The following is a 21,735-nucleotide window of genomic DNA, read 5'->3' on the forward strand; positions in this document are numbered from 1 at the left end:
TGCTTCTCATTCTGTCGTATAGTGAACAATGGGGTAGTAATAACCCTGTTGTTTTGGAGGAGTGGAGATTCATGGTTGCGACCCCGGTGTTGCGCCTACCGCCGAAGGAATTTCTCGTTGCGCCCCCAACCCTGGTAAATCCGACGGTCGGGATATTTGCCCTGTCGGTGGGGTTGTTGGTGACGAGTGCGTTGGGATATTGGTGTTGGGGGTGGTGGGCACCGGTCTGTTTTACGTTTAACGTGTTGGCACTGCACTTGGCGGGCACGGTGATCCACGATGCGTCCCACCAGGCGGCCCACCGCAATCCTTGGGTCAATGCGGCCTTGGGTCATGTGAGTGCGCTGATTTTGGGGTTTACGTTTCCGGTATTTACCCGGGTGCATATTCAGCACCATGCCCATGTGAATGACCCGGAAAATGACCCGGATCATTTTGTCTCCACCGGGGGCCCCTTGTGGTTGATTGCCGCCCGGTTTTTTTATCATGAAATTTATTTTTTTCAACGCCGTTTGTGGCAAAACAATGATTTGTGGGCATGGGGCATCAGCCGTTTGATTGTGGCTGGGGTGATTGGGCTGGCCTGCGCCTACGGTTTTTTGGGGTATATCATGAATTTTTGGTTTTCCCCGGCGTTAGTCGTCGGTTTAGCCCTCGGTTTGTTTTTTGATTATTTGCCCCACCGTCCATTTCGGGAGCAAGGCCGTTGGACCAATGCCCGGGTCTATCCCAGCCGGATTTGGAACTGGTTGATTTTGGGGCAAAACTATCACCTCATTCACCACCTATGGCCTTCGATTCCCTGGTATCATTACCAGCGGGTTTATTACCTAATGCAACCGACGTTGACGGCGCATGGTTCGCCCCAAACCCTGGGTTTACTGGAACCCAAGAGTTTTTTAGGATTCATTTACGACCTATTTATTGGCATCCGCTGGCACCGAAAAAACGCCCTGACACCGCCAGAGAAATCTGCTGAAACACCTGTTCAACCGGCAATTCCGCCGCAATCCGCACCATACGTTCCGGGTACTGACCGTTGAGATGCTGATACCCTTGGCGCACCCGCTCGTGAAACGCCAGGGATTCCCGTTCCATTTGGTCTAAGGCTCCCCGTCCCTTCGCCCGGGCTAACCCCACCGCCACCGGCACATCCAGCCATAGGGTCAAATCCGGGGTTAATCCTTCCGTAGCCACCTGATTCATTTGCTCAATCAGGGTCACCTCTACGCCCCGTCCCCAGCCCTGGTAGGCGATGGTGGAATCCGTGTAGCGGTCACAGAGGACAATTTTATTACTTTGCAAAGCGGGTTTAAGAACGTCCGTCACATGGCTGGCTCGGTCAGCGGCGTAGAGCAAAAGTTCCGTGCGGTGGGGGAGCTGGTGGTGTAACAGGAGTTGGCGCAGGGATTGTCCCAGCGGTGTCCCCCCCGGCTCATGGGTGATCAAAACACCGTAGCCTTTTTGGGTCAACCAATCGGCGAGTAAGCGGGTTTGGGTGGTTTTGCCCGCACCTTCAATGCCTTCCAGGGAAATAAACCAACCGGTCATGCACACCATCAGGACAGAGTCCATCATGCTAATATATCCGAATGGGTGGCGGCATAGCCAAGTGGTAAGGCAGAGGTCTGCAAAACCTTTATCCCCCAGTTCGAATCTGGGTGCCGCCTTTATCCTCCCGGTACAACCCCAAATTATTAAAGGGAACCTCTATTTATTGGAACCAATCATCAATCCCATCGTGGGAATGCCCATCTTACCCAGAACCAAGGGCACTGCGACCGCTAACTTTTATATTATTTACACCCATTGAAGTTTATTTCGCTGGAATGCCTATACTCATGGCTACGCCTCTGCGACTCATTTTCAGAAGTACCCGTTAGTTAAATTCAACTAATTAAACCGTTGCTTCAAGCGGGTTGCTTTACCCACCCGTTGCCGCAGGTAGTACAGTTTTGCCCGTCGTACCACGGAGCGGCGCAGGATTTGAATGTTGGCAATGCGGGGAGAATGGAGCAAAAACACCCGTTCGACCCCCACCCCTTGAAAGGTTTTGCGTACCGTAATACTCAAATTCACCCCCGTGCCCCGGCGGGCGATCACCACCCCTTCGTAGGGCTGTACCCGCTCCTTGCCCCCTTCCTGGATCACCACCCCAACTTTGACAATATCGCCGATTTCCACCTGGGGTAGGTCGGTCTTGAGGTACTCAGCTTCCAAAGACCGAATGATGGCTTGGGCGTTCATGGTTACCACTCAATTTGTGACGATCCCCAATTATAGTTTAAGGTTTTGAATTTGTCCAGTTTTGCCGCACCGCCTCGTACAGACATACCGCCGCCGCCACCGCCACATTCAGGGATTCCACCCCAACCGCCTGGGGAATCTGCACCACCCGATCCGCCTGCGCCAACCATGACTCTGGCAACCCTTGCCCCTCATTTCCCAGTAACAGCAGGCTGGGGTGTGTCCAATCCACCTGCCAGTAGAGACAAGCCCCTTGAGCGTGGGTGGCAATGATTTGGACTTGATTTTGTCGGTATTGTTTCATTACATCCAAGGGGTCAGGGCAAACCCAAGGGGGGCAACGGAACCACTGACCCGCCGCCGAGCGCAACAGTTTGGGATGGTAGGGGTCCACGCTGTCGTCGGTCAAGAGCAGGTGTTTGACCCCCACGGCGGCTCCGGTGCGAATCAACGTGCCCACATTGCCCGGGTCTTGCAGGCGATACCCCAAAAGATTGAACCGCCCCGGGGCTGGTACTGCACCGCCCTGAGGGATAGGAGCAACCCCCACCACCCCATCGGGATGCACCGTGGTCGCCAAAACCGCCATCACCGGGTCACTCACGGGTTGGGCAACGGCAGGGGCAAATTGGCTGGCGAGATGGGGATAGCGTCCTGCCCAGGTTTCCGTATAGCAAATGTGCTGAAGTTTAACCCCCTGCTCCCAGGCGGACTGGAGCAAATGCGTCCCTTCCAGGAGAAACTGCCCCGCTTCCCGGCGACCCTTCGGGGTGTGTAACTGCCGGATATGGCGAACCAGGGGATGGCGACGGCTGGTAATCACCCAAAAACTACCACCAGGACTGCCAATACTGGCGGCGCAACCGAGCAATCACCGTCAGGGGAATATTTTGAGGACAGACAGCGGCACATTCCCCGTGATTTGAGCAATGCCCCAAGCCCTCCGCATCCATCTGCGCCGTCATGGCTCGTACCCGCTGTCCCGCTTCCGGCTGTCCCTGGGGCAGTAAACTCAAGTGGGTAATCTTGGCACCCACAAACAGCGCCGCCGAGCCATTCGGACAGGCCGCCACACACGCCCCACAACCGATACAGGTCGCCGCATCAAACGCCTGGGTCGCCGTCTTGGGGGGAATGGCAATCGTGTTGGCTTCCGGCGCACTCCCCACATTGACGCTAATGTAGCCGCCCTGCGCCATGATCCGGTCCAAGGCACTGCGGTCCACCACCAAATCCCGCACCAGGGGAAACCCCGGCAAGGGTTCCAGGGTTAAAGTTTGCCCATTCTGAAACCGCCGCAGATAGACCTGACAGGTCGTCACCCCCGCCTGCCCGTGGGGGATGCCATTCACCAACAAGCCACAACTGCCACAAATCCCCTCCCGGCAATCGCTATCAAACGCCACCGGCTCTGCCCCGGCTTGCATCAGCTTTTCGTTCAATTCATCCAGCAGTTCCAGCAATGACCAGCCCGGAGATACGCCAGCCATCGGATAGGTCACGAACTGCCCCGGTCGTTCCGCCTGGGGTTGCCGCCAAATTTTTAATGTGAAATTAAGCATGGTTCCCCGTCAAAATCCGTTTAATTGATGCCAAAATTTTCATACCAAAACAGGATGCAAACGTAAATGGTATTCTAACTAAAAACTATAACAATTTTAGATGATCTATGGAACCAAGTGATATGACTACACCACGCAGGCGGTGAAAACCAGGACGGGGCGGTGCCCTGCGACCCATTTTTGAAATGCCCTAAAAACGATAGCAGTCCTATTTGCTTAGCGAACCAAAATGTTCCAGAACCAAAAACGGGGCGGTGCCCTGCGACCCATTTTGAGAAATGCCCTAAAAACGATAGCAGTCCTATTTGCTTAGCTAACCGAAATGTTCCAGAACCAAAAACGGGGCGGTGCCCTGCGACCCTCTGTTTTTTAAGCGTAAAGTTTCCCTCAAAATTCCAGTGTGATTGCCATATAATGGCTATGCAACAATTTAATTTCCCCCGATGGTACTAGCGGTGAAACCCTTGGGTAGTACCCGCTTAACAAACAACAATTTCGCAGAGCCATGCCCTGTGACTGTTGCTGCTCCTTCGATAAACCTTTTCCCTGGCAATTCCGGTGAAATTCCCATCGGGAGCGACCATTTCTGATAGGCTAAGCTCAAGACAGTCAGCGTTGGGGGGAACAGGGATGTTCAGGGTAAACCAGGAATCACGGCAGTATGAGACTTATATTTTAGAAGACTCGGATAGCCAAAACCGGGTGGAAATTGTCCCAGAACGGGGCGGCATCGTCACCCAATGGCAGGTGCAGGGGCGGGAACTTTTGTACCTAGATCACGAGCGGTTCACCCACCCTGAGTTGACCGTGCGGGGGGGAATTCCCATCTTGTTTCCCATCTGTGGCAACCTGCCCGGGGATACCTACACCCACAATGGACAGCAATATACCCTCAAACCAGTAGTGTTGAATGTTAACGAAAGGGTGGAAAAGGGAGACTAAAAATGGTATTTTAGATTGGTAGAAACCACGAGTAACAGTATTTTTATGAGACGACAAATTCAGGGACTTATCAAGCCCTTGCTGAACCTTCTTCCCAAAAACGACTATCCAGTCTTGGATACTCGCTTGTTTGTACTCATATGGATGCACTTCATTTTAGATGCAAGAGTCGCCACCATGCGGGGCTTATTCTTCCTCTTGAATCATCTCAATTTTAAAGTTGACATATCAACGTTTTCTAAGGCGTGTAAACATCGTAGCACCGAGCCGTTTCAAGTGATCCTAAGAGAACTGCAAAAACGGCTTAAACATCATCAAGGTGAATTTAAGCACTTATTCCCATTAGATTCTACCATTATCACCCTGACCAGCAAATTATTCTGGCACTACAAGCAGGTAAAATTGACGCTTGGCCTGGATATAAATGAGGGCAATATCGGTGACGAATCAATTATATTTGGAAAGACTAATGACCATAAAATTGGGCATCTTGTGATTGGGACGATACCTGAGAATGCCGTTGGTATCATGGATAGGGGTTTTGCTTCCTGGAAATTAATGGACGAAATGTGTAAACGAAATACATTGTTTATTGTGCGGATTAGAAATAATATGAAGTTGCAACCTGACAATCCGGATATTCGGGTAATTCAATTTTTTAATGAAGAGGAAAACACAGAATATAGGCTAGCGACTAACGTGACTTCGATGACGGATGAAGAGATTTGTTCAGCCTATCGTTTGCGCTGGCGAATTGAGTTGCTTTGGAAGGCACTAAAGATGCACTTGAAATTGGATAGAATCATTACCAAGAATGAGAATGGTGTGCGGCTACAGATTTATGCCGTATTGATTGGTTATCTAATTTTAAGATTGCTGGAGATAGGTCACAATAAGACCTATGAATTGATTGACAAGTTGCGATATTTACAAATAGAAATAGGCCGACACTGTAGCTTCATGGAACTCGTAGGGGTAGAGCCGCTCGTAGGATAACCCTGACCCCTTATGTTAAGTTTTATTACGGACATTCAACACTACTGCCCTCAAACAACATGGGTTTGCCCGCAATTTACCCTGGCAAGTGGTGGAACAGACAACCGATAGCCGTGCCGCCCTAACCGTGGAATTGACTGATAATGAAACCACCCACGCCCAGTATCCCTTTGCGTTTCAGGTGCGGTTCACCTATGAATTGGCGGGGCATACCCTGACCATCCACGCCCAAGTCACCAACCGTAGTGCCGAACCCCTGCCCTTTGCCTTGGGTTTTCACCCCTACTTTGCCATCCCCGCCACCGCCAAAAACCAGCTAAACATTGACCTCCCTGCCACCACCCTCTGGGATCACCAAACCCGCACCAGCCAGCCGTTTACGGGTTTTGATTTTACCCAACCGGAGATTGACATTGCCTTTCGCCCCCTCACCGGCCAGGTGGCAACCGTTACCCAGGAGCATGGCACCTTGACCTTGGAGTACGACCCCCCGTTTACCACCCTGGTGTTTTGGACGGTGGCGGGCAAGGATTTTTACTGCCTGGAACCCTGGACTGCCCCCCGGTACGCCCTCACCGCTGGGGATGACCTGACCCGCCTCGCCCCCGGTGATACCTGGACGGCTGGGGTACGGTTCACTGCGGCAATCGGTTAACTCGCCTCTTCCTCCTCATCCCCTAAATTCGGGGGCACAGCGGCTACCGCGGCAATCGCATCGTCCGCATCCAACCGTTGCAGGCGCACCCCCGTCGCCATGCGGGACTGCTGGGAAATATCCCGTGCCGCTTGTCGGATGATCACCCCCCGCTGTGTGACCAGCAGAATCTCCTCATCCGCACCAATCAGCCCCAGCCCCGCCACCGCATCCCCCTGTTTGCGGAATTTGGTGGACGTAATCCCCATCCCACTCCGGTTTTGGATACGGAACTCCGACGCAGGTACCCGTTTCCCATAGCCATTCATGGTCACCACCAACACATCCCGCTCATCCTCCGGGGAAATCATGTCCATCCCCACCAGCACATCCCCAGGTCGCAGTTCCATCGCCCGCACCCCCCGGGTCGCCCGCCCCAAGGGACGCAGTTGCTTGTGATCCACCGCAAACCGAATCGCCATCCCCCCCCGGGAACCAATCAAAATACTATCCGTCGCTTTTGCCAACCGCACCCAACCCAGGTGGTCCCCCTCCTCCAAACTAATCGCAATTAAGCCATTGGCGCGAATATTACTAAAGGCAGAAAGGGCAGTCTTTTTGATAAATCCCCCCCGGGTCAACATCACAATAAATTCATCCTCACGAAAGGCACTGACGGGTAAAATTGAAGTGATTTTTTCTTCTAACGTGATGGGTAATAATTGCACCAAAGGAATGCCCCTCGCAGTGCGAGATGCCACCGGGATTTGATAGGCACGCAGGGCATAAACCACCCCCCGGTCGCTGAAAAATAAAATATGGTCATGGGTCTGGGCGGAACAAAATAAAGCCACCACATCATCCGGTTTCATCGTGGTTCCTGCCTTGCCCCGGGTCGCCCGACTTTGACGGCTAAAGGTATCCACCGCCATCCGTTTAATATACCCCTGTGCCGTGACCAAAATGATGCAGGGTTCATTAGCAATCAAATCAATATCGTGTAAATTTCCTGAGGAACTGGCAATAATTGCCGTGCGGCGGGGGGTCGCAAACGTAGCTTTCAGTTCCTGCAATTCCTGCACAATCAGTTCTAACCGCCGTTCCCGCCGTGCCAAAATATCCGACAGGTCAGCGATTTTAGCAGTCAATTCGGCGTGTTCTTGGTGGACTTTTTCACTTTCTAAAGCGGTCAAACGGCGAATTTGCATATCCAAAATGGCATTGGCTTGGTTCACCGTCAATTCATAAACCGTGATCAGGTTTTGCCGTGCCACGTCCGTATTTTCCGCCTGGCGAATCAGGGCAATGATACTGTCAATATTTCCCAAAGCCACCAACAACCCCTGGACAATTTCATCCCGCTCCCGTGCCTTGCGGAGATAATACTGGGTGCGTCTCTGGATGGTTTCTTCCCGAAATTCCAAAAACACTTCTAAACAGCGTCGCAGGGTCAATAACTCCGGTTCCCGATTGACCAGAGCTAACATATTCGCCCCAAAATTTACTTGCAAAGGGGTTTGTTTGTAGAGGTTATTCAACACCACTTGGGGCAGGGCATCCCGCTTTAATTCAATCACCACCCGCATCCCGTCCCGGTCACTTTCATCCCGGACATCGCTGATCCCCTCAATGATCTTGTCATTGACCAATTCGGCAATCCGTTCAATCAGAGCCGCTTTATTCACCTGAAAAGGCAATTGGGTAACGATAATCGCTTCTTTTTCCGTCCGCCCCGGCGCACTCACGGTTTCAATCTGGGCAATTCCCCGCAGGGTAATCGAACCCCGCCCGGTTTCATACATTTCCCGAATGCCATCATTGCCCAAAATCTGCCCGCCGGTGGGAAAATCGGGACCGGGAATATGGCGTTGTAATTCCGCATTGCTGATCTGCGGGTTTTGGATCAGGGCAATCAGACCATCCACCAACTCCCCTAGGTTGTGGGGGGGAATGTTGGTCGCCATGCCCACCGCAATCCCCGCCGAGCCATTCAGCAATAACTGGGGCAAGCGTGCCGGTAAAACCGTGGGTTCCTGCTCAGAGCCATCGAAGTTGGGGATAAAATCCACCGTTTCGGCATCAATGTCCATCAGCAGGGCTTCCCGGCTCAACGCCCGCAGACGGCATTCCGTGTAACGCATCGCCGCCGGGGGGTCATCGTCCACCGAACCAAAATTGCCATGCCCGTCAATCAGGGTCTCCCGCATGGAAAAGTCCTGCGCCATGCGTACCAGGGCATCGTACACGGACTGATCCCCGTGGGGATGGTATTTCCCCAGGACTTCCCCCACCACCCGGGCGCATTTTTTGTAGGGGGCGTTGGGCTGTAACCCCAGGTCGTGCATGGCGTAGAGAATCCGCCGGTGAACTGGTTTCAGTCCATCCCGGGCATCTGGCAACGCCCGCCCCACAATTACGCTCATGGCGTATTCCAAATAGGAACGGGACATTTCATTGCCCAAATCCGTGGGAATAATCCGCTCTTGTAGGGTACTCATGGGGGTTTGCCTAGTATTTGGATTGACGGTGTTGACTGTTCTGTACCAATTTTAACCTGAATGCGTTTGTAATAACGAAATCTCCAGTTCATTAGCTATGCAAATCCCTCGATAATCATGGGGAGAAAAATTATTTTGTTGAAATAAAGATATATATAGCAATCCTAAATGAGAATAAAATAGGGGTCGCAGGGGCACCGCCCCCGTACTTGGTTCTAGGGAATTTCTGTTCACTAAATCAAATTAGGACTGCTATATATACCCTCTTCTGGCTTCAATAAAAGATCAACACGACCTAGATTAACCGCATAGATTAACGATTAAAATTAAAATACATACGCCTTGGCGATGATCCCAGAACACCGATAGGACGTTTGTGTTGTCTGCCCAGGATGTGAAAGCCTATGCCCGCCGTTTGGGGTTCCATCGGGTGGGGATTGCCAGCGTTGCCCCTGCCCCGACTTCCCATTTGAGGGCGTGGTTGGCGGCGGGGTATCACGCAGATATGAACTGGTTGAACGATGAGCGACGCAACGAGGTTGAGCGGGTTTTGCCGGGGGTGCGCTCGGTGATTGCGGTGGCTTTGAACTACTACTCGCCGGGGGAACAACCCAGGGTCGGGAAAATCGCCCGCTACGCCTGGGGACGGGATTACCACCGGGTCGTGGGGCGGCGGTTAAAAGCCTTGGCTAATTGGTTGCACCAACAAGCCCCCGATTGCCAAACCCGCACCTATGTGGACACCGGGCCGGTAGAAGACAAACTCTGGGCGGAATGGGCGGGGCTGGGTTGGGTGGGAAAAAATAGCAATCTGATTACCCGGCAGTACGGCTCCTGGGTGGTGCTGGGGGAAATTTTAACGACCCTGGAATTAACCCCCGATGCCCCCCACACGGAACATTGCGGCACCTGCACCCGCTGTTTGTCTGCCTGTCCGACCGGGGCAATTGTGCGCCCTTTTGTGGTGGATAGCCGCCGTTGTATCGCTTATCACACGATTGAAAACCGGCAGGAGACGTTACCAGCGGAGATTGCCGCCAATTTGCAGGGCTGGTTGGCTGGGTGTGACATTTGCCAGGAGGTGTGCCCCTGGAACCAACGGTTTGCCCAACCCACCGATATTGCTGAATTTGCGCCCCGTTTGCCCCCTTTGTCCTTGCGGGCGTGGGCGGAAGTGGATGGGGAAACCTGGGATCGGAGTTTGCGGGGGTCGGCTCTGCGGCGGATTAAACCGTTCATGTGGCGGCGCAACGCCCAAGCCCTACTGGCGCATGGTTCCCATGATTCCCAATGATAGGGAGATTGAACCGCACCCCCATCCCAGCGGACATTACCGTCCACCGATCACCACGTTTTTGATCCGCACATGGGGACCGCCGACGCTGACCGGTAGGGGAGATTGACCCGCCTTGCCACAGCCGCCGTTGCGGTAAACCGTGTCCTTGCCCACCGCCTCAATATCCTTCAAGGTCTGAAATACATTGCCGCTCAGGGTCACATCGCTGACCGGTTCAGCCAATTGCCCGTTGCGGATCATGTAGCCCTCGGCGGCGGCAAAGGTAAAAAGTTCCCCGTTGGTCTGACCACCCAGCATCCGCACGCAGTACACCCCCAGGTCAATGTCCTGCATCATATCCGCCACATCCTGCGTCCCTGGCTCAATTCCCGTATTGGTCATCCGCACGATGGGAGCGTAGGTCGCCGACAATGCCCGGGCGTTACCCGTCGGTTGCTCCGCCATTTTGCCCGCCGTTTCCCGGGAATGGAGCCGTTGGGTCAGTACCCCATCTTTGATTAAATACTTCCGTTGTCCTGGCACCCCCTCATCGTCATAGACCAGGGAACCGGGCAACCCCGGCAGGGTGGCATCATCCACCACATTCAACTCAGGAATCGCAACCTGCCGCCCCAACTGCAACAACTCCTGCATCCGGGGATTTTCATAGACAAAATCCGCCTCGGACAAATGCCCAAACGCCTCATGGATAAAGACTCCCGCCAGGTAGGGGTCAAGAATCACCGTGTACTGCCCGCCCTTGACCGGTTGCGCTTCCAATTGCCGTACCGCCCGCTGCGCCGCCCCCAACACTTGGTCTTCGATACCCACCAGTACATTGTAATCCGAACGGGAATGCACCGATTCATAGCCTTGACGCACGACCATCTCCGCTCCCCGGGCTACCACCCCGAACATTCCCGACACATCCAACCGCTCCTGCGCCAAAAGGGTGCCGGTGGAAGTCGCCAAATAGGTAATGCCAAACCGTTCCCGGTAGCCCACACTGGTGGTTTGGATGCGGGAATCGTATTGCAAAAGCAGGTTATTGTAATGATTGAGTAATTCCCGTTTTTCGCTCAGGGGTACCGTGCGGGGGTCTGTGGCGATGGAAGCAGTCACATAGTCCACCACCGGCGTTACGTCAGCTAGTTGGGTGACTTCCTGACCGATTAAACGCGCCTGAGCCACCGCATCCTGCACCCGTTCGGACAATTCACTCAAGCCGTTGAAGGTCACAAAACTCCAGCCCCCCCGGTAGCAGGCACGAATGCCCCCCGCCAGGGACAACCCCCGATCCACCGCATCGAAGCGGGTGCCCCGAAAGCCCAACCGCAGGGATTCGCTTTGCTCCAGGCGAATTTCCAGGTAGTCCACCCCCTGGGCATGGCGATGAATCACGTCCTGCAATTGGTCTTGAATCCGGGTCGGGGTGATGGTGGCGGTCATAATAATAATGTGTAGATTGGGCAATCTTTCCTAGTTTAGCGTGTCCATTCCCTATGTTTCGTCTTTCCACCCGTAGCCAATACAGCCTCAAAGCCATGCTGGATTTAAGTCTAGCTGGGGGGAATCGGGCGGTTTCCGGGCGTACCATTGCCCAGCGGCAGGGGATTCCGGCGCCTTTTTTGGAAAAAATCCTGCTGGACTTGCGTCGGGCGGGTTTGGTTGTCTCCCACCGGGGGGCACAGGGGGGGTATCGCTTGGCACGACCGCCGGAGTTGATCCGGGTGTCAGAGATTTTTTTAGCGGTGGGGGAATCCCTCACCTACCCGGAACCCCAGCCCCAACAGGCGACGGATTGGGTGACCCGTACCCTTTGGCGACGGCTAAGCGGGTTGTGTGAACAAGCCTTACAAAGTCTGACGTTGGCGGATTTGTATTACGATGTGCGGAGCCGGATGGCGACCGATGCGGAGGCATTTCATTTTATTGTTTAGATTGTTTAGTTAGCACCCTAAGATAATGAAATGCAATGAGTTTGGGGGGATTAAGCATGACCAAAATTGAAGAACTAGAGCGGGCAGTCATCTCTTTAACCGCTGAGGAATATCGCAAGTTTCGTCAATGGTTCCTGGAGCATGACTGGGCAGAGTGGGATCAGCAGATTGAGAACGATGCTAGAACCGGGAAACTCGACTTCCTAAACCAGGAAGCATTAGAGGCGAAACAGCAGGGGAAATAACCCATACGCACTGACCCTATCAAGGTTAAGCGAACAAAAATTTGGCAGAACTCCATACGGGGGAAATGCCCCTGCAACTCCATATTCTCAATTAGCAGAAATACCCTCGACTGGAACCAGTGAATAATTCTGTTCCTAATTCAATAGGAATCCCTGCACTTAATAAGCGTATTTCAACGCCAAATATACTAACGCCGCCACACCCCCCAGGATCAACAAAGCTCCCGTCAGCACCATCACCGGATTATCGGCTTCATCAAACCGCATCGAACCCCGGTTCATATCATTCATACGCACCTCTGCCAACATCCCTATTAGTCATATAAATAGCGAAAAATTTTCTGTTTAGCCCCAATCATTTGGATTTTTTTAAGAGTTGTGTTACCTTGCGACCCCACTTTTGTAGCCGCTGATACCCGATCCCCCAACCAGTCAGCGGGCGAATGTCCCCCTTGTGTGCCGATTGATAATCAAAAAATTCATCCAATGCCCGCCAAATGATTTGTAATTTTTGTCGTACCTGGAGGGGACGATATGCCTGCAAAAAGTCTAAATTCACAGGCGGTGTCGGCGTATTGAGAACCCGCAGAATTTTATTCACATCATAGCCCGAATCATAACAGCCAATTTGCTCACAATTAAACCCTGGGTCAAGATAGTCCGCCAGACCGCCATTGACACTCGAAAAAACCCGACAGCCGCACGCCATCGCTTCCAAAGGTTGTAGCCCAAACCCCTCACTCACCCCCTGTACCGCCCAATAGTGCGCCGAATCGTACAGATAAACCCGACTGCGATTGAATAAATCCGCCAGACTGGGCACGAAATAATCCACCACCTCCACCCGCACATCTTTTTCCAATTTGGGAGCCAAAACTTTGAGTAAATAAGGGGAAGATTTCCGTGCCATGATCAACACATCAATATCCCGATCTTCTCCCCGGTTAACAAATTCATCACTAATCACATTTGGTAAATAATAAATCGGTGCATGGGGAGCCTTTTGCCCCCAATAACCCATGCTATTGCGGCTGACAGTTACAATCGGCACCCCCGGGGGAATGGCAAACCCGTAACCCGTGCTGTGGGCGTGATAAACCACCGGATAATTTCGCAATTGGGCAAGCAATTTGGGCACATGAAACCCCCAACTCACCACAAAAATTCCTTCAGTCTGGGGACGGCGGATCACATCCGCTAAAAATAAATGCTCCGGTTCCCGTTGCCGATAGGTGACTAAAGTGGCAGAACCCAGGGATTGAGCCAATTCCAGCACTTTTAATTCTGCCCAAAGCCCCCCACAGTGGTAGGATTTCGTCGTGCCCGGTACCAAAAAATACAGTTGCCGCATCCCCTCCCCCGCCGCTGTTTTCCCAGTGTACGCAAAACTGTCATCATAGGAATAATTCTCTTGCCCTGCCCATGTCCCCCCAAACCCTGAACCTGACCCCCGACCTGTACCATTACCTGCAACGCCATTCCCTGCGGGAACCCGACCTATTGCGCCAGTTGCGCTACGAAACCCAGACCATGCCGGGGGCACAGATGCAAATTTCCCCGGAACAGGGTCAGTTTATGGCGTTTTTGGTGCAGTTGATGGGGGCACACCGTACCCTGGAAATCGGCGTGTTTACCGGCTATAGCAGTTTGGCGGTGGCACTGGCTCTGCCTCCTACCGGGCAGATGGTGGCTTGTGACATTAACCCAGATACTACTCAAGTCGCTCGCCGCTACTGGGAAAAAGCCGGGGTTGCCCACAAAATTGACCTGCGGTTGGCTCCGGCAAAAGATACCCTGAATACCCTAATTGCCCAGGGGGAAGCCAATCACTACGATTTCGCTTTTATTGATGCGGACAAGGAAAATTACTGGATTTATTACGAACAATGTCTGCAATTGGTACGCCCCGGTGGTTTAATTATGGTAGATAACGTCTTGTGGGGAGGAGCAGTGATAGATGCAACGGTTCAAGATCGGTCAACCCAAGCTATACGAGAGTTTAACCAGAAACTTTATCAGGACGAACGCATTACATTGGTCATGCTCCCTTTGGCGGATGGGGTGACCTTGGCGTGGAAACGACCTGATTAGTGATGTAATAAATTGGTATTAAATTAGTATGTACATCTGGGAGTCTTGTCTGTGAAGGTGATGGTGGTGGGTGGGGGTGGACGGGAACACGCCCTGGCTTGGAAGTTGGCGCAATCCCCGCAAGTAACGAAGGTGTTTTGTGTGCCGGGCAATGGCGGTACTGCCACCCTACCCAAGGCGGTGAATATGCCCATGTTGCCGGTGGATGTGGAGGGGATTACCCGGTTTGCTCTGGTGCAGGGGGTGGGGCTGGTGGTGATTGGACCGGAAACTCCTTTGGCGTTGGGCATGGCAGATCAGATGCGGGCGCAGGGGTTGCGGGTGTTGGGACCGGGGCAGGCGGGGGCGCAGTTGGAAGCCAGCAAGGTGTGGGCAAAAGCCTTCATGCAGGCGGAGGGGATTCCCACGGCTCCGGCGCAAGTTTTTCGGGAGTTGGCTCCGGCTCAAAGTTATATTGAGCAACAGCCCCTGCCAGTGGTGGTGAAGGTGGATGGACTGGCGGCGGGGAAGGGGGTGACGGTGGCGCAAACCCACGCCGAGGCGATTCAGGCGGTGCAGGCGGCTTTGACGGGGCAATTTGGGCAAGCGGGACAGCAGGTGTTGGTGGAAACATTTTTGACCGGGGAAGAGCTTTCCCTGCTGGCTTTGACGGATGGGGAAACCCTCTACCCGCTTTTGCCCGCCCAGGACTATAAACGCTTGGGGGCGGGGGATACGGGACCAAACACGGGGGGGATGGGTGCCTGTGCGCCGGTGCCCTGGGTGACGGAGGAATTGTTACAGCGGGTGGAGCGGGAAATTTTTACGCCGCTTTTGGCTGGGTTGAAACGGCGGGGGATTGACTATCGGGGGGTGATTTATGCCGGATTGATGGTGACGCCCCAGGGTGACCCGTTGGTAGTGGAGTTTAATTGCCGCTTTGGTGACCCGGAAACCCAGGTGATTTTGCCCCTGTTGGATTCCTGCTTGTTGGAGTTGGCGTTAGCCTGTGCGGAGGGACGGTTGGGGGAAGTGCCGCCGCCGGTGTGGCGACCTGGATATGCGGCAACGGTGGTGATGGCTTCCGGGGGTTATCCGGGGGAATGGGTCAAGGGTTATCCGGTGCGGGGGCTGGATTTGGCGGAGGCGACGGGGGCATTGGTGTTTCACGGGGGTACCCGCCGGGAGCGCAACCAAACCTTTACCGATGGGGGACGGGTGTTGAACATCACCGGCTATGGTGCCACGTTGGACGAGGCGCTGGAGCAAAGTTATTTGGGGGTGAAGCAGGTAGATTTCACCGATTGCTACTATCGGGAAGATATTGGTTGGCGACTGAAAAACCGTCAGGAATAGGATACCTTGGGGAAAGTTTTATCTTTTATCTCATTGTTGAATATCGCTATGAGAAAAAAGGGTTGCAGGGCACCGCCCCGTCCTGGTTCTAGGGAATCTCACTTCTCGCTTCTCACTCCTTACTCCTCACTGCTCGTCGCAGGGCACCGCCCCGCCTTGGTTTTTCGTAACCTTATGATTCACAACCGATGGGGTGATGATTTTAGGGAATGACGAGGACAGGACAGGGTGCCAAATTAATCACCCGAATGCTGACACTTTCCGCCATCCCCTCTTCGGTTAACCCCGTGCCCCGACAACCGACAATCAGCAAATCCACATTCAATTCATCCGCCACATCGCAAATGGTAAAAGCGGGTTGCCCCACCCCAGTAGTGTTGAATGTTAACGAAAGGGTGGAAAAGGGAGACTAAAAATGGTATTTTAGATTGGTAGAAACCACGAGTAACAGTATTTTTATGAGACGACAAATTCAGGGACTTATCAAGCCCTTGCTGAACCTTCTTCCCAAAAACGACTATCCAGTCTTGGATACTCGCTTGTTTGTACTCATATGGATGCACTTCATTTTAGATGCAAGAGTCGCCACCATGCGGGGCTTATTCTTCCTCTTGAATCATCTCAATTTTAAAGTTGACATATCAACGTTTTCTAAGGCGTGTAAACATCGTAGCACCGAGCCGTTTCAAGTGATCCTAAGAGAACTGCAAAAACGGCTTAAACATCATCAAGGTGAATTTAAGCACTTATTCCCATTAGATTCTACCATTATCACCCTGACCAGCAAATTATTCTGGCACTACAAGCAGGTAAAATTGACGCTTGGCCTGGATATAAATGAGGGCAATATCGGTGACGAATCAATTATATTTGGAAAGACTAATGACCATAAAATTGGGCATCTTGTGATTGGGACGATACCTGAGAATGCCGTTGGTATCATGGATAGGGGTTTTGCTTCCTGGAAATTAATGGACGAAATGTGTAAACGAAATACATTGTTTATTGTGCGGATTAGAAATAATATGAAGTTGCAACCTGACAATCCGGATATTCGGGTAATTCAATTTTTTAATGAAGAGGAAAACACAGAATATAGGCTAGCGACTAACGTGACTTCGATGACGGATGAAGAGATTTGTTCAGCCTATCGTTTGCGCTGGCGAATTGAGTTGCTTTGGAAGGCACTAAAGATGCACTTGAAATTGGATAGAATCATTACCAAGAATGAGAATGGTGTGCGGCTACAGATTTATGCCGTATTGATTGGTTATCTAATTTTAAGATTGCTGGAGATAGGTCACAATAAGACCTATGAATTGATTGACAAGTTGCGATATTTACAAATAGAAATAGGCCGACACTGTAGCTTCATGGAACTCGTAGGGGTAGAGCCGCTCGTAGGATAACCCTGACCCCTTATGTTAAGTTTTATTACGGACATTCAACACTACTGGCCCCACCCGTACCAAATGGGTGACATTCATCCCTTGTGTCTCTAGGGTGGTTTGGACTGCATTCAGCCAGGTTGCCGCCGGGCCGGCCTCCGGTTCGGTAGGAACCACCACCAACAGGGTCAAACTCGCCCCGCAAAATTTCACCAGCGCCAGGGCAACTTCTTGGGGGTCTTGGTTTTGGTCAAGAGCCAACAGGACTTTGTGAAACATAGGGGTATGGGTGGCCTTTCGCCAGTACAATGGAGTACGGATATGGATACATCAATAATTATTCCAGATTTTGGTGGAGGTACCCTGTGGCAAAAAAATCGGTGGCCAGTCTGACGGCCCAGGACCTGGAAGGCAAACGGGTGCTGGTGCGGGTGGATTTTAATGTGCCTTTGGACAAGGAACAGCAGATTACCGATGATACCCGGGTGCGGGCGGCTCTGCCAACGATCAATTATTTGCGGGAACGGGGGGCACGGGTGGTGCTGTGTAGCCATCTGGGGCGACCCTTCAAAAAGGATAAAACCACTGGCGAGGTGAAATTAGTTAAAGAGGGGAATAGCCTGGCGCCCGTGGCGGCTCGGTTGGGAGAGTTATTGGGGACGCCGGTGCAGTTTGTCCCGGATTGCATTGGGGAGGTGGCCACCCAAATGGTGCAGGGTTTGCAGAATGGGCAGGTGGCCCTGCTGGAAAATGTGCGTTTTTATGCAGAAGAGGAAGCCAACGACCCGGAATTTGCCAAAAAATTAGCGAGTTTGGCCGATCTCTACGTGAATGATGCCTTTGGGACGGCGCACCGGGCCCACGCCTCCACCGAAGGAGTGACCCGTTATCTCAAGCCCGCAGTGGCAGGGTTTTTGATTGAGAAAGAATTGCAGTATCTCCAGGGGGCGATTGACCAGCCCCGCAGGCCTTTGGCGGCGATTATCGGTGGTTCCAAGGTGTCCAGTAAAATTGGCGTGATCGAGGCGCTTTTGGACAAGGTGGACAAGCTGATCCTGGGCGGAGGGATGATTTTCACCTTTTACCAGGCTCAGGGGTTGAGCGTCGGCAAATCCCTGGTGGAAACGGACAAGCTGGATTTGGCCCAGAGCCTCCTGGCCAAGGCGAGGGAGCGGGGGGTGGAATTGGTACTGCCGACGGATGTGGTGGTGGCGGACAAATTTGCCCCGGATGCCCAAGCCCAGACCGTGCCGGTGACGGCGATTCCCGAGGAATGGATGGGGTTGGATATTGGCCCTGCCGCCATTGCCCAGATTCAGCAAGCCCTCCAGGGGTGTCAGACGGTGATCTGGAATGGGCCGATGGGGGTGTTTGAATTTGACCAGTTTGCCGTGGGGACCCGGGCGGTGGCGACAACCTTGGCGGACTTGACCGACCAGGGCTGTACCACGATCATTGGCGGGGGGGACTCGGTGGCCGCCGTGGAGCAGGCGGGGTTGGGGGAACGGATGAGCCATATTTCCACCGGGGGGGGTGCCAGTTTGGAACTCCTGGAGGGGAAAATCTTGCCTGGGATTGCCGCCCTGGAAAACGCATAGGCTAAAATCGGAAGGCAAGACTGGTATGATGCCCCCCGCGCACCCCCCTGAGCCAAGGCAGGATGGATGGACAACATCGAATGTTCCAATCCCAATTGCTATAGCCTGAATCCTGAGACCAACCGGTTTTGTCAGGTCTGTGGTGCGCCCTTGGAGTTTGTGTTTCTGTGGGTGACCGGCGACCCGTTGGTGGGGGTGGAATTGGAACGTCCCTACCAGGAACGGTATCGCCTGCGGGGGCCAAATTTACTGCTAGATTTGCAACCGGGTCGTCAGCCGGTGAGTTTGGATACGATTCCGGTGGAGGCGCAACCCTACCTGCGGTTGTTTCCGTTCCGGCTCCATTTGCCCCAAGTGCAGGCGGTGATCCCGGTGGGGGGACAACCCCGGTTGGTCTTGAGCCAAGTCCCCCTGCTCCCGGAGGAGTACGGCACCCGCATCCCCCCCCTCAAACCCGTGCAATCTTTTGGGAAAGCCTGGGCGGAAGCGACGGGGTTTCGCCAGTTGAGTTGGCTGTGGCAAATTGCCCGTCTGTGGCCGATCCTGAGCTACCAACAGGTGGCGGGGAGTTTACTCCGACCCCAGCTTTTACGGGTGGAAGGGCCGGTGTTCCGCCTGCGGGAATTGGTGCAGGATGGGGAACAGACGACCCTGGCTCAGTTGGGGGAGTTTTTATCCCGTCTGGTGCCCACCACCCAACCGGCGGTGCGGGGCTTGGTCAAGCAGGTGTGCGAGGGGATGATCCAACAGCAAATCACCAGCGGGGAAGAACTGGCGCAACAGTTGGACCGGGGGTTGGATGAGTTTCGTCATACCTGGAATGGGCAGGTGAGTGTGGTGGCCTTGACCGACCCCGGCCCGACCCGTCGCCGCAATGAGGATGCGTGCTATCCGGCTCCCCACCAGGGTTCCCGCCTGAGCGGTACCGATGGACTGCCCTTTGCGATTGTCTGTGATGGCATCGGCGGCCATGAGGGGGGGGATATGGCCTCCAACCTGGCGATTGAAACCATCAGCCAGCAACTCAATCCCCGGGTGTTGGCCAAGGTGGATACCAAGGTGGTGACCGAGGAATTGGCCATGATTGTCTGCAATGCCAACGACCGGATTACCCAGGTGAATAACCAACAGCAACGCCAGGAGCGGCAACGCATGGGCACCACCCTGACCATGACCCTCCTGCGGGATTACGAAGTGTTTTTGGCTAATGTGGGGGACAGTCGCATTTACTGGGTCACCCGTTATGGCTGTTATCAAGTCACCACGGATGATGATGTGGCCTCCCGGGAGGTGCGGTTGGGGTATAGCCTCTACCCCCAGGCCTTGAAACAACCGGCGGCGGGAGCTTTGGTGCAGGCGTTGGGGATCAATTCCTCGGGTCTGCTTCACCCCACCATCCAGCGGTTTCCTTTGGATGAGGACAGTGTCTTTTTGCTCTGTTCCGATGGGTTAAGCGACAACAATTTGGTGGATCAGTATTGGCAGTTGGAACTGTTGCCCGTCCTCACGGGGGAGGTGGATTTACCCACGGCCACCCAACGGTTGATTGACCTGGCGAACCAAAAAAATGGCCACGATAACGTGACGGTGGTGCTGATTCATTACCAGGTGGCTCCTGCCAAAACTGCCCCGGTGAATGGCCGTCCCCTGTCTGTACCAGAGCCATCCCCTACCCAAGGCCAGCGGGGAGCGATTCCCCCACCCCCGGAACCAATCACCAAAGGCCGCCGGGGAGCCGTTCCCAGTCCCGCTGAACCAATCACCCAAGGTCGGCGGGGAGCGATTCCCCCACCCTCAATTCCCCCTTTGCGGAGCCAAACCGCCCTGCCGCCATCTAGCGCCCGCCCCAAACCCCTGCCCTTGGCCCTGCTCCTGGTGGGATTGGTGGTTGGCTTATTGACCCTGGCCGCCGGGGGTTGGTTGTGGTGGCAGGAAAACCGCCAGCGGGATAACCCCCTTTTCTTGGTCAGTAGTCCTACACCCCCGGATTTTCAACCCACCCTGACGCTTCCCAAATTTAATGGTTATGTGAATACCCTCGCCATCAATGCCCAGGGCAATCAATTGGCGATTGGGAGCGAAGATGGCAGTATCAGTCTCTGGCAACTGCCGGGGGGGCAATCCCAGGGATTTTTGCGCCGGAGTGGGGTCTCCGTCATGGGGGTCACGTTTATCCGCAATGGGCAACAATTGGCGAGCTTTGACCGGAGCAGTCTGGAACTGTGGGGGGTCAACGATGGTCGGCGCATTGGGGAACTGGTCGGGCCGAGGGGGGTGGTGACGGCCATGGCGACCAATGGTACCGGGCAATTTCTGGCCGTGGGGGATGCCAACGGGGAGGTCTATCTATGGGATTTGAACCTAGCCGGTGCCCCGAGTTTTCGCCAGCAACTCCCGGAATTGGGCAAAATTGATGCCCTTGCCCTCAGCCCCGATGGGACGCTTTTAGCCGCCGCCAGCCAGGGTCAACAGGTGGTGGAACTCTGGGATGTGCCCAACCGCACCCGCAAATTCACCCTTACCCGCCCGGATTTGCGTCACGGCATCTGGTCCCTCAGCTTTCGCCCCGATGGGCAGGTATTAGCCAGCGGCGGTGGGGATGGCAAGGTGTCCCTGTGGAACCCCGGCAGTGGGGCGTGGTTGAAAACCCTCCAGGCACCGGGGATTGTTTACAGCCTGGTCTTTAGCCCCGACAATGCCCTGCTGTTTAGCGGCACCGGCACGACTTCCCCTGATAGCCGGGTGATCACCGTCTGGAACCCCGCCAAGGGCACGGCACTGCAAGTCCTCAAGAACCATCAGGAGGCGGTCAAAGCCCTCGCCATCACCCCCAACGGTCGTCTGCTGGTTTCCGGGGGGTTGGACAACCAGGCGATCCTTTGGCAAAGCCCTCAGTAAACTTCAAGGGCACTTCTCAAATTAGCACCTGCGGTGTATGGTTCTCCATAGTATGGGTATTCCAGCGAGATAACCCTTTTGTAAT

At 53.9% G+C, this 21,735-nt stretch carries 19 protein-coding genes, 1 tRNA gene and 3 pseudogenes; 13 read left to right on the forward strand and 10 right to left on the reverse strand.

Annotated elements, in window-relative coordinates; all coding sequences use genetic code 11:
* Nucleotides 1-71: 71 nt before the first annotated feature.
* A complete protein-coding gene (gene crtR, locus MLD66_RS03760; protein WP_247215595.1) occupies nucleotides 72-1,043 on the forward strand; it encodes a beta-carotene hydroxylase in 972 nt (323 codons plus the stop codon).
* Here the strand turns inward: crtR and tmk are convergent.
* A pseudogene (gene tmk, locus MLD66_RS03765) lies at nucleotides 1,030-1,578 on the reverse strand (dTMP kinase); the annotation flags it as partial. The gene crtR and the pseudogene tmk overlap by 14 nt on opposite strands.
* A 20-nt stretch (nucleotides 1,579-1,598) precedes the next feature.
* Between tmk and MLD66_RS03770 the strand changes: the two are divergent.
* Nucleotides 1,599-1,670 (forward strand) — tRNA-Cys (locus tag MLD66_RS03770).
* Between the two features lie 223 nt (nucleotides 1,671-1,893).
* Here MLD66_RS03770 and rplS read toward each other — a convergent pair.
* Genes rplS through MLD66_RS03785 form a run of 3 tightly spaced genes read right to left on the reverse strand, consistent with a single transcriptional unit; the run spans nucleotide 1,894 to nucleotide 3,809 of the window.
* On the reverse strand, nucleotides 1,894-2,247 hold the full coding sequence (gene rplS / locus MLD66_RS03775) for a 50S ribosomal protein L19 (RefSeq protein WP_247215596.1): 354 nt from the start codon (nucleotides 2,245-2,247) through the stop codon (nucleotides 1,894-1,896).
* Between the two features lie 37 nt (nucleotides 2,248-2,284).
* Nucleotides 2,285-3,070: an RNA methyltransferase gene (locus tag MLD66_RS03780; RefSeq protein ID WP_247215597.1), complete on the reverse strand. Its 786-nt coding sequence runs from the start codon at nucleotides 3,068-3,070 to the stop codon at nucleotides 2,285-2,287.
* Between the two features lie 7 nt (nucleotides 3,071-3,077).
* The gene (locus tag MLD66_RS03785; RefSeq protein WP_247215598.1) at nucleotides 3,078-3,809 is read right to left on the reverse strand and encodes a succinate dehydrogenase/fumarate reductase iron-sulfur subunit; all 732 of its coding nucleotides are present in this window, start codon (nucleotides 3,807-3,809) and stop codon (nucleotides 3,078-3,080) included.
* 630 nt (nucleotides 3,810-4,439) lie between these two features.
* On the opposite strand from MLD66_RS03785, the gene MLD66_RS03790 reads away from it, so the two are divergent.
* From MLD66_RS03790 to MLD66_RS03800, 3 genes and pseudogenes are all read left to right on the forward strand, one after another.
* Complete coding sequence (locus MLD66_RS03790) at nucleotides 4,440-4,751, forward strand: hypothetical protein (protein ID WP_247215599.1); 312 nt, start codon at nucleotides 4,440-4,442, stop codon at nucleotides 4,749-4,751.
* 45 nt (nucleotides 4,752-4,796) lie between these two features.
* Nucleotides 4,797-5,747 carry a transposase gene (locus MLD66_RS03795; protein WP_247214935.1) on the forward strand — a complete coding sequence of 317 codons (951 nt, stop codon included), beginning with the start codon at nucleotides 4,797-4,799 and terminating at the stop codon, nucleotides 5,745-5,747.
* A gap of 43 nt (nucleotides 5,748-5,790) precedes the next feature.
* A pseudogene (locus MLD66_RS03800) lies at nucleotides 5,791-6,402 on the forward strand (aldose epimerase); the annotation flags it as partial.
* Here the strand turns inward: MLD66_RS03800 and gyrA are convergent.
* On the reverse strand, nucleotides 6,399-8,879 hold the full coding sequence (gene gyrA / locus MLD66_RS03805; protein ID WP_247215601.1) for a DNA gyrase subunit A: 2,481 nt from the start codon (nucleotides 8,877-8,879) through the stop codon (nucleotides 6,399-6,401). The pseudogene MLD66_RS03800 and the gene gyrA overlap by 4 nt on opposite strands.
* Nucleotides 8,880-9,255: 376 nt before the next feature.
* Here gyrA and queG point away from each other — a divergent pair, with 376 nt between their 5' ends.
* The gene (gene queG / locus MLD66_RS03810; RefSeq protein WP_339396900.1) at nucleotides 9,256-10,173 is read left to right on the forward strand and encodes a tRNA epoxyqueuosine(34) reductase QueG; all 918 of its coding nucleotides are present in this window, start codon (nucleotides 9,256-9,258) and stop codon (nucleotides 10,171-10,173) included.
* Nucleotides 10,174-10,209: 36 nt separating this feature from the next.
* On the opposite strand, the gene MLD66_RS03815 is transcribed toward queG, so the two are convergent.
* The gene (locus MLD66_RS03815) at nucleotides 10,210-11,604 is read right to left on the reverse strand and encodes a TldD/PmbA family protein (RefSeq protein ID WP_247215602.1); all 1,395 of its coding nucleotides are present in this window, start codon (nucleotides 11,602-11,604) and stop codon (nucleotides 10,210-10,212) included.
* A gap of 53 nt (nucleotides 11,605-11,657) precedes the next feature.
* On the opposite strand from MLD66_RS03815, the gene MLD66_RS03820 reads away from it, so the two are divergent.
* Both MLD66_RS03820 and MLD66_RS03825 read left to right on the forward strand, forming a co-directional pair.
* On the forward strand, nucleotides 11,658-12,095 hold the full coding sequence (locus MLD66_RS03820) for an Rrf2 family transcriptional regulator (protein ID WP_247215603.1): 438 nt from the start codon (nucleotides 11,658-11,660) through the stop codon (nucleotides 12,093-12,095).
* A 56-nt stretch (nucleotides 12,096-12,151) separates the two neighbouring features.
* A complete protein-coding gene (locus MLD66_RS03825) occupies nucleotides 12,152-12,340 on the forward strand; it encodes a hypothetical protein (protein WP_247215604.1) in 189 nt (62 codons plus the stop codon).
* A 159-nt stretch (nucleotides 12,341-12,499) separates the two neighbouring features.
* Here MLD66_RS03825 and MLD66_RS14470 read toward each other — a convergent pair whose 3' ends face one another.
* Together MLD66_RS14470 and MLD66_RS03830 are read right to left on the reverse strand one after the other, a co-directional pair.
* The gene (locus tag MLD66_RS14470; RefSeq protein WP_281438403.1) at nucleotides 12,500-12,631 is read right to left on the reverse strand and encodes a hypothetical protein; all 132 of its coding nucleotides are present in this window, start codon (nucleotides 12,629-12,631) and stop codon (nucleotides 12,500-12,502) included.
* A gap of 64 nt (nucleotides 12,632-12,695) precedes the next feature.
* Nucleotides 12,696-13,691: a glycosyltransferase gene (locus tag MLD66_RS03830; RefSeq protein WP_247215605.1), complete on the reverse strand. Its 996-nt coding sequence runs from the start codon at nucleotides 13,689-13,691 to the stop codon at nucleotides 12,696-12,698.
* Between the two features lie 71 nt (nucleotides 13,692-13,762).
* On the opposite strand from MLD66_RS03830, the gene MLD66_RS03835 reads away from it, so the two are divergent.
* Together MLD66_RS03835 and purD are read left to right on the forward strand one after the other, a co-directional pair.
* Complete coding sequence (locus MLD66_RS03835) at nucleotides 13,763-14,431, forward strand: class I SAM-dependent methyltransferase (protein WP_247215606.1); 669 nt, start codon at nucleotides 13,763-13,765, stop codon at nucleotides 14,429-14,431.
* Nucleotides 14,432-14,482: 51 nt separating this feature from the next.
* A complete protein-coding gene (gene purD, locus MLD66_RS03840) occupies nucleotides 14,483-15,766 on the forward strand; it encodes a phosphoribosylamine--glycine ligase (RefSeq protein WP_247215607.1) in 1,284 nt (427 codons plus the stop codon).
* A gap of 202 nt (nucleotides 15,767-15,968) precedes the next feature.
* On the opposite strand, the pseudogene MLD66_RS03845 reads toward purD, so the two are convergent.
* Nucleotides 15,969-16,130, reverse strand: a pseudogene (locus MLD66_RS03845) (universal stress protein); the annotation flags it as partial.
* 94 nt (nucleotides 16,131-16,224) lie between these two features.
* On the opposite strand from MLD66_RS03845, the gene MLD66_RS03850 reads away from it, so the two are divergent.
* Nucleotides 16,225-17,175 (forward strand): transposase, encoded by a 951-nt coding sequence (locus MLD66_RS03850; RefSeq protein WP_247214935.1) that lies wholly within the window; start codon nucleotides 16,225-16,227, stop codon nucleotides 17,173-17,175.
* A gap of 15 nt (nucleotides 17,176-17,190) precedes the next feature.
* Here MLD66_RS03850 and MLD66_RS03855 read toward each other — a convergent pair whose 3' ends face one another.
* Complete coding sequence (locus tag MLD66_RS03855; protein ID WP_247215608.1) at nucleotides 17,191-17,433, reverse strand: hypothetical protein; 243 nt, start codon at nucleotides 17,431-17,433, stop codon at nucleotides 17,191-17,193.
* A gap of 86 nt (nucleotides 17,434-17,519) precedes the next feature.
* Between MLD66_RS03855 and MLD66_RS03860 the strand changes: the two genes are divergently transcribed.
* Entirely contained in the window at nucleotides 17,520-18,752 is a 1,233-nt protein-coding gene (locus MLD66_RS03860) for a phosphoglycerate kinase (protein WP_247215609.1), read from the forward strand.
* Nucleotides 18,753-18,818: 66 nt separating this feature from the next.
* Complete coding sequence (locus tag MLD66_RS03865) at nucleotides 18,819-21,650, forward strand: protein phosphatase 2C domain-containing protein (protein WP_247215610.1); 2,832 nt, start codon at nucleotides 18,819-18,821, stop codon at nucleotides 21,648-21,650.
* Nucleotides 21,651-21,735 lie beyond the last annotated feature (85 nt).

Source organism: Synechococcus sp. C9 (genome assembly GCF_022984075.1).
GTDB lineage: Bacteria > Cyanobacteriota > Cyanobacteriia > Gloeomargaritales > Gloeomargaritaceae > Gloeomargarita.

Coding starts and splice junctions, on each gene's coding strand:
- crtR (WP_247215595.1), top strand. CDS start 72: ATGGTTGCGACCCCGGTGTTGCGCCTACCGCCGAAGGAATTTCTCGTT.
- rplS (WP_247215596.1), bottom strand. CDS start 2,247: ATGAACGCCCAAGCCATCATTCGGTCTTTGGAAGCTGAGTACCTCAAG.
- MLD66_RS03785 (WP_247215598.1), bottom strand. CDS start 3,809: ATGCTTAATTTCACATTAAAAATTTGGCGGCAACCCCAGGCGGAACGA.
- MLD66_RS03790 (WP_247215599.1), top strand. CDS start 4,440: ATGTTCAGGGTAAACCAGGAATCACGGCAGTATGAGACTTATATTTTA.
- MLD66_RS03795 (WP_247214935.1), top strand. CDS start 4,797: ATGAGACGACAAATTCAGGGACTTATCAAGCCCTTGCTGAACCTTCTT.
- gyrA (WP_247215601.1), bottom strand. CDS start 8,879: ATGAGTACCCTACAAGAGCGGATTATTCCCACGGATTTGGGCAATGAA.
- MLD66_RS03815 (WP_247215602.1), bottom strand. CDS start 11,604: ATGACCGCCACCATCACCCCGACCCGGATTCAAGACCAATTGCAGGAC.
- MLD66_RS03820 (WP_247215603.1), top strand. CDS start 11,658: ATGTTTCGTCTTTCCACCCGTAGCCAATACAGCCTCAAAGCCATGCTG.
- MLD66_RS03825 (WP_247215604.1), top strand. CDS start 12,152: ATGACCAAAATTGAAGAACTAGAGCGGGCAGTCATCTCTTTAACCGCT.
- MLD66_RS14470 (WP_281438403.1), bottom strand. CDS start 12,631: ATGAATGATATGAACCGGGGTTCGATGCGGTTTGATGAAGCCGATAAT.
- MLD66_RS03830 (WP_247215605.1), bottom strand. CDS start 13,691: ATGCGGCAACTGTATTTTTTGGTACCGGGCACGACGAAATCCTACCAC.
- MLD66_RS03835 (WP_247215606.1), top strand. CDS start 13,763: ATGTCCCCCCAAACCCTGAACCTGACCCCCGACCTGTACCATTACCTG.
- MLD66_RS03850 (WP_247214935.1), top strand. CDS start 16,225: ATGAGACGACAAATTCAGGGACTTATCAAGCCCTTGCTGAACCTTCTT.
- MLD66_RS03855 (WP_247215608.1), bottom strand. CDS start 17,433: ATGTTTCACAAAGTCCTGTTGGCTCTTGACCAAAACCAAGACCCCCAA.
- MLD66_RS03865 (WP_247215610.1), top strand. CDS start 18,819: ATGGACAACATCGAATGTTCCAATCCCAATTGCTATAGCCTGAATCCT.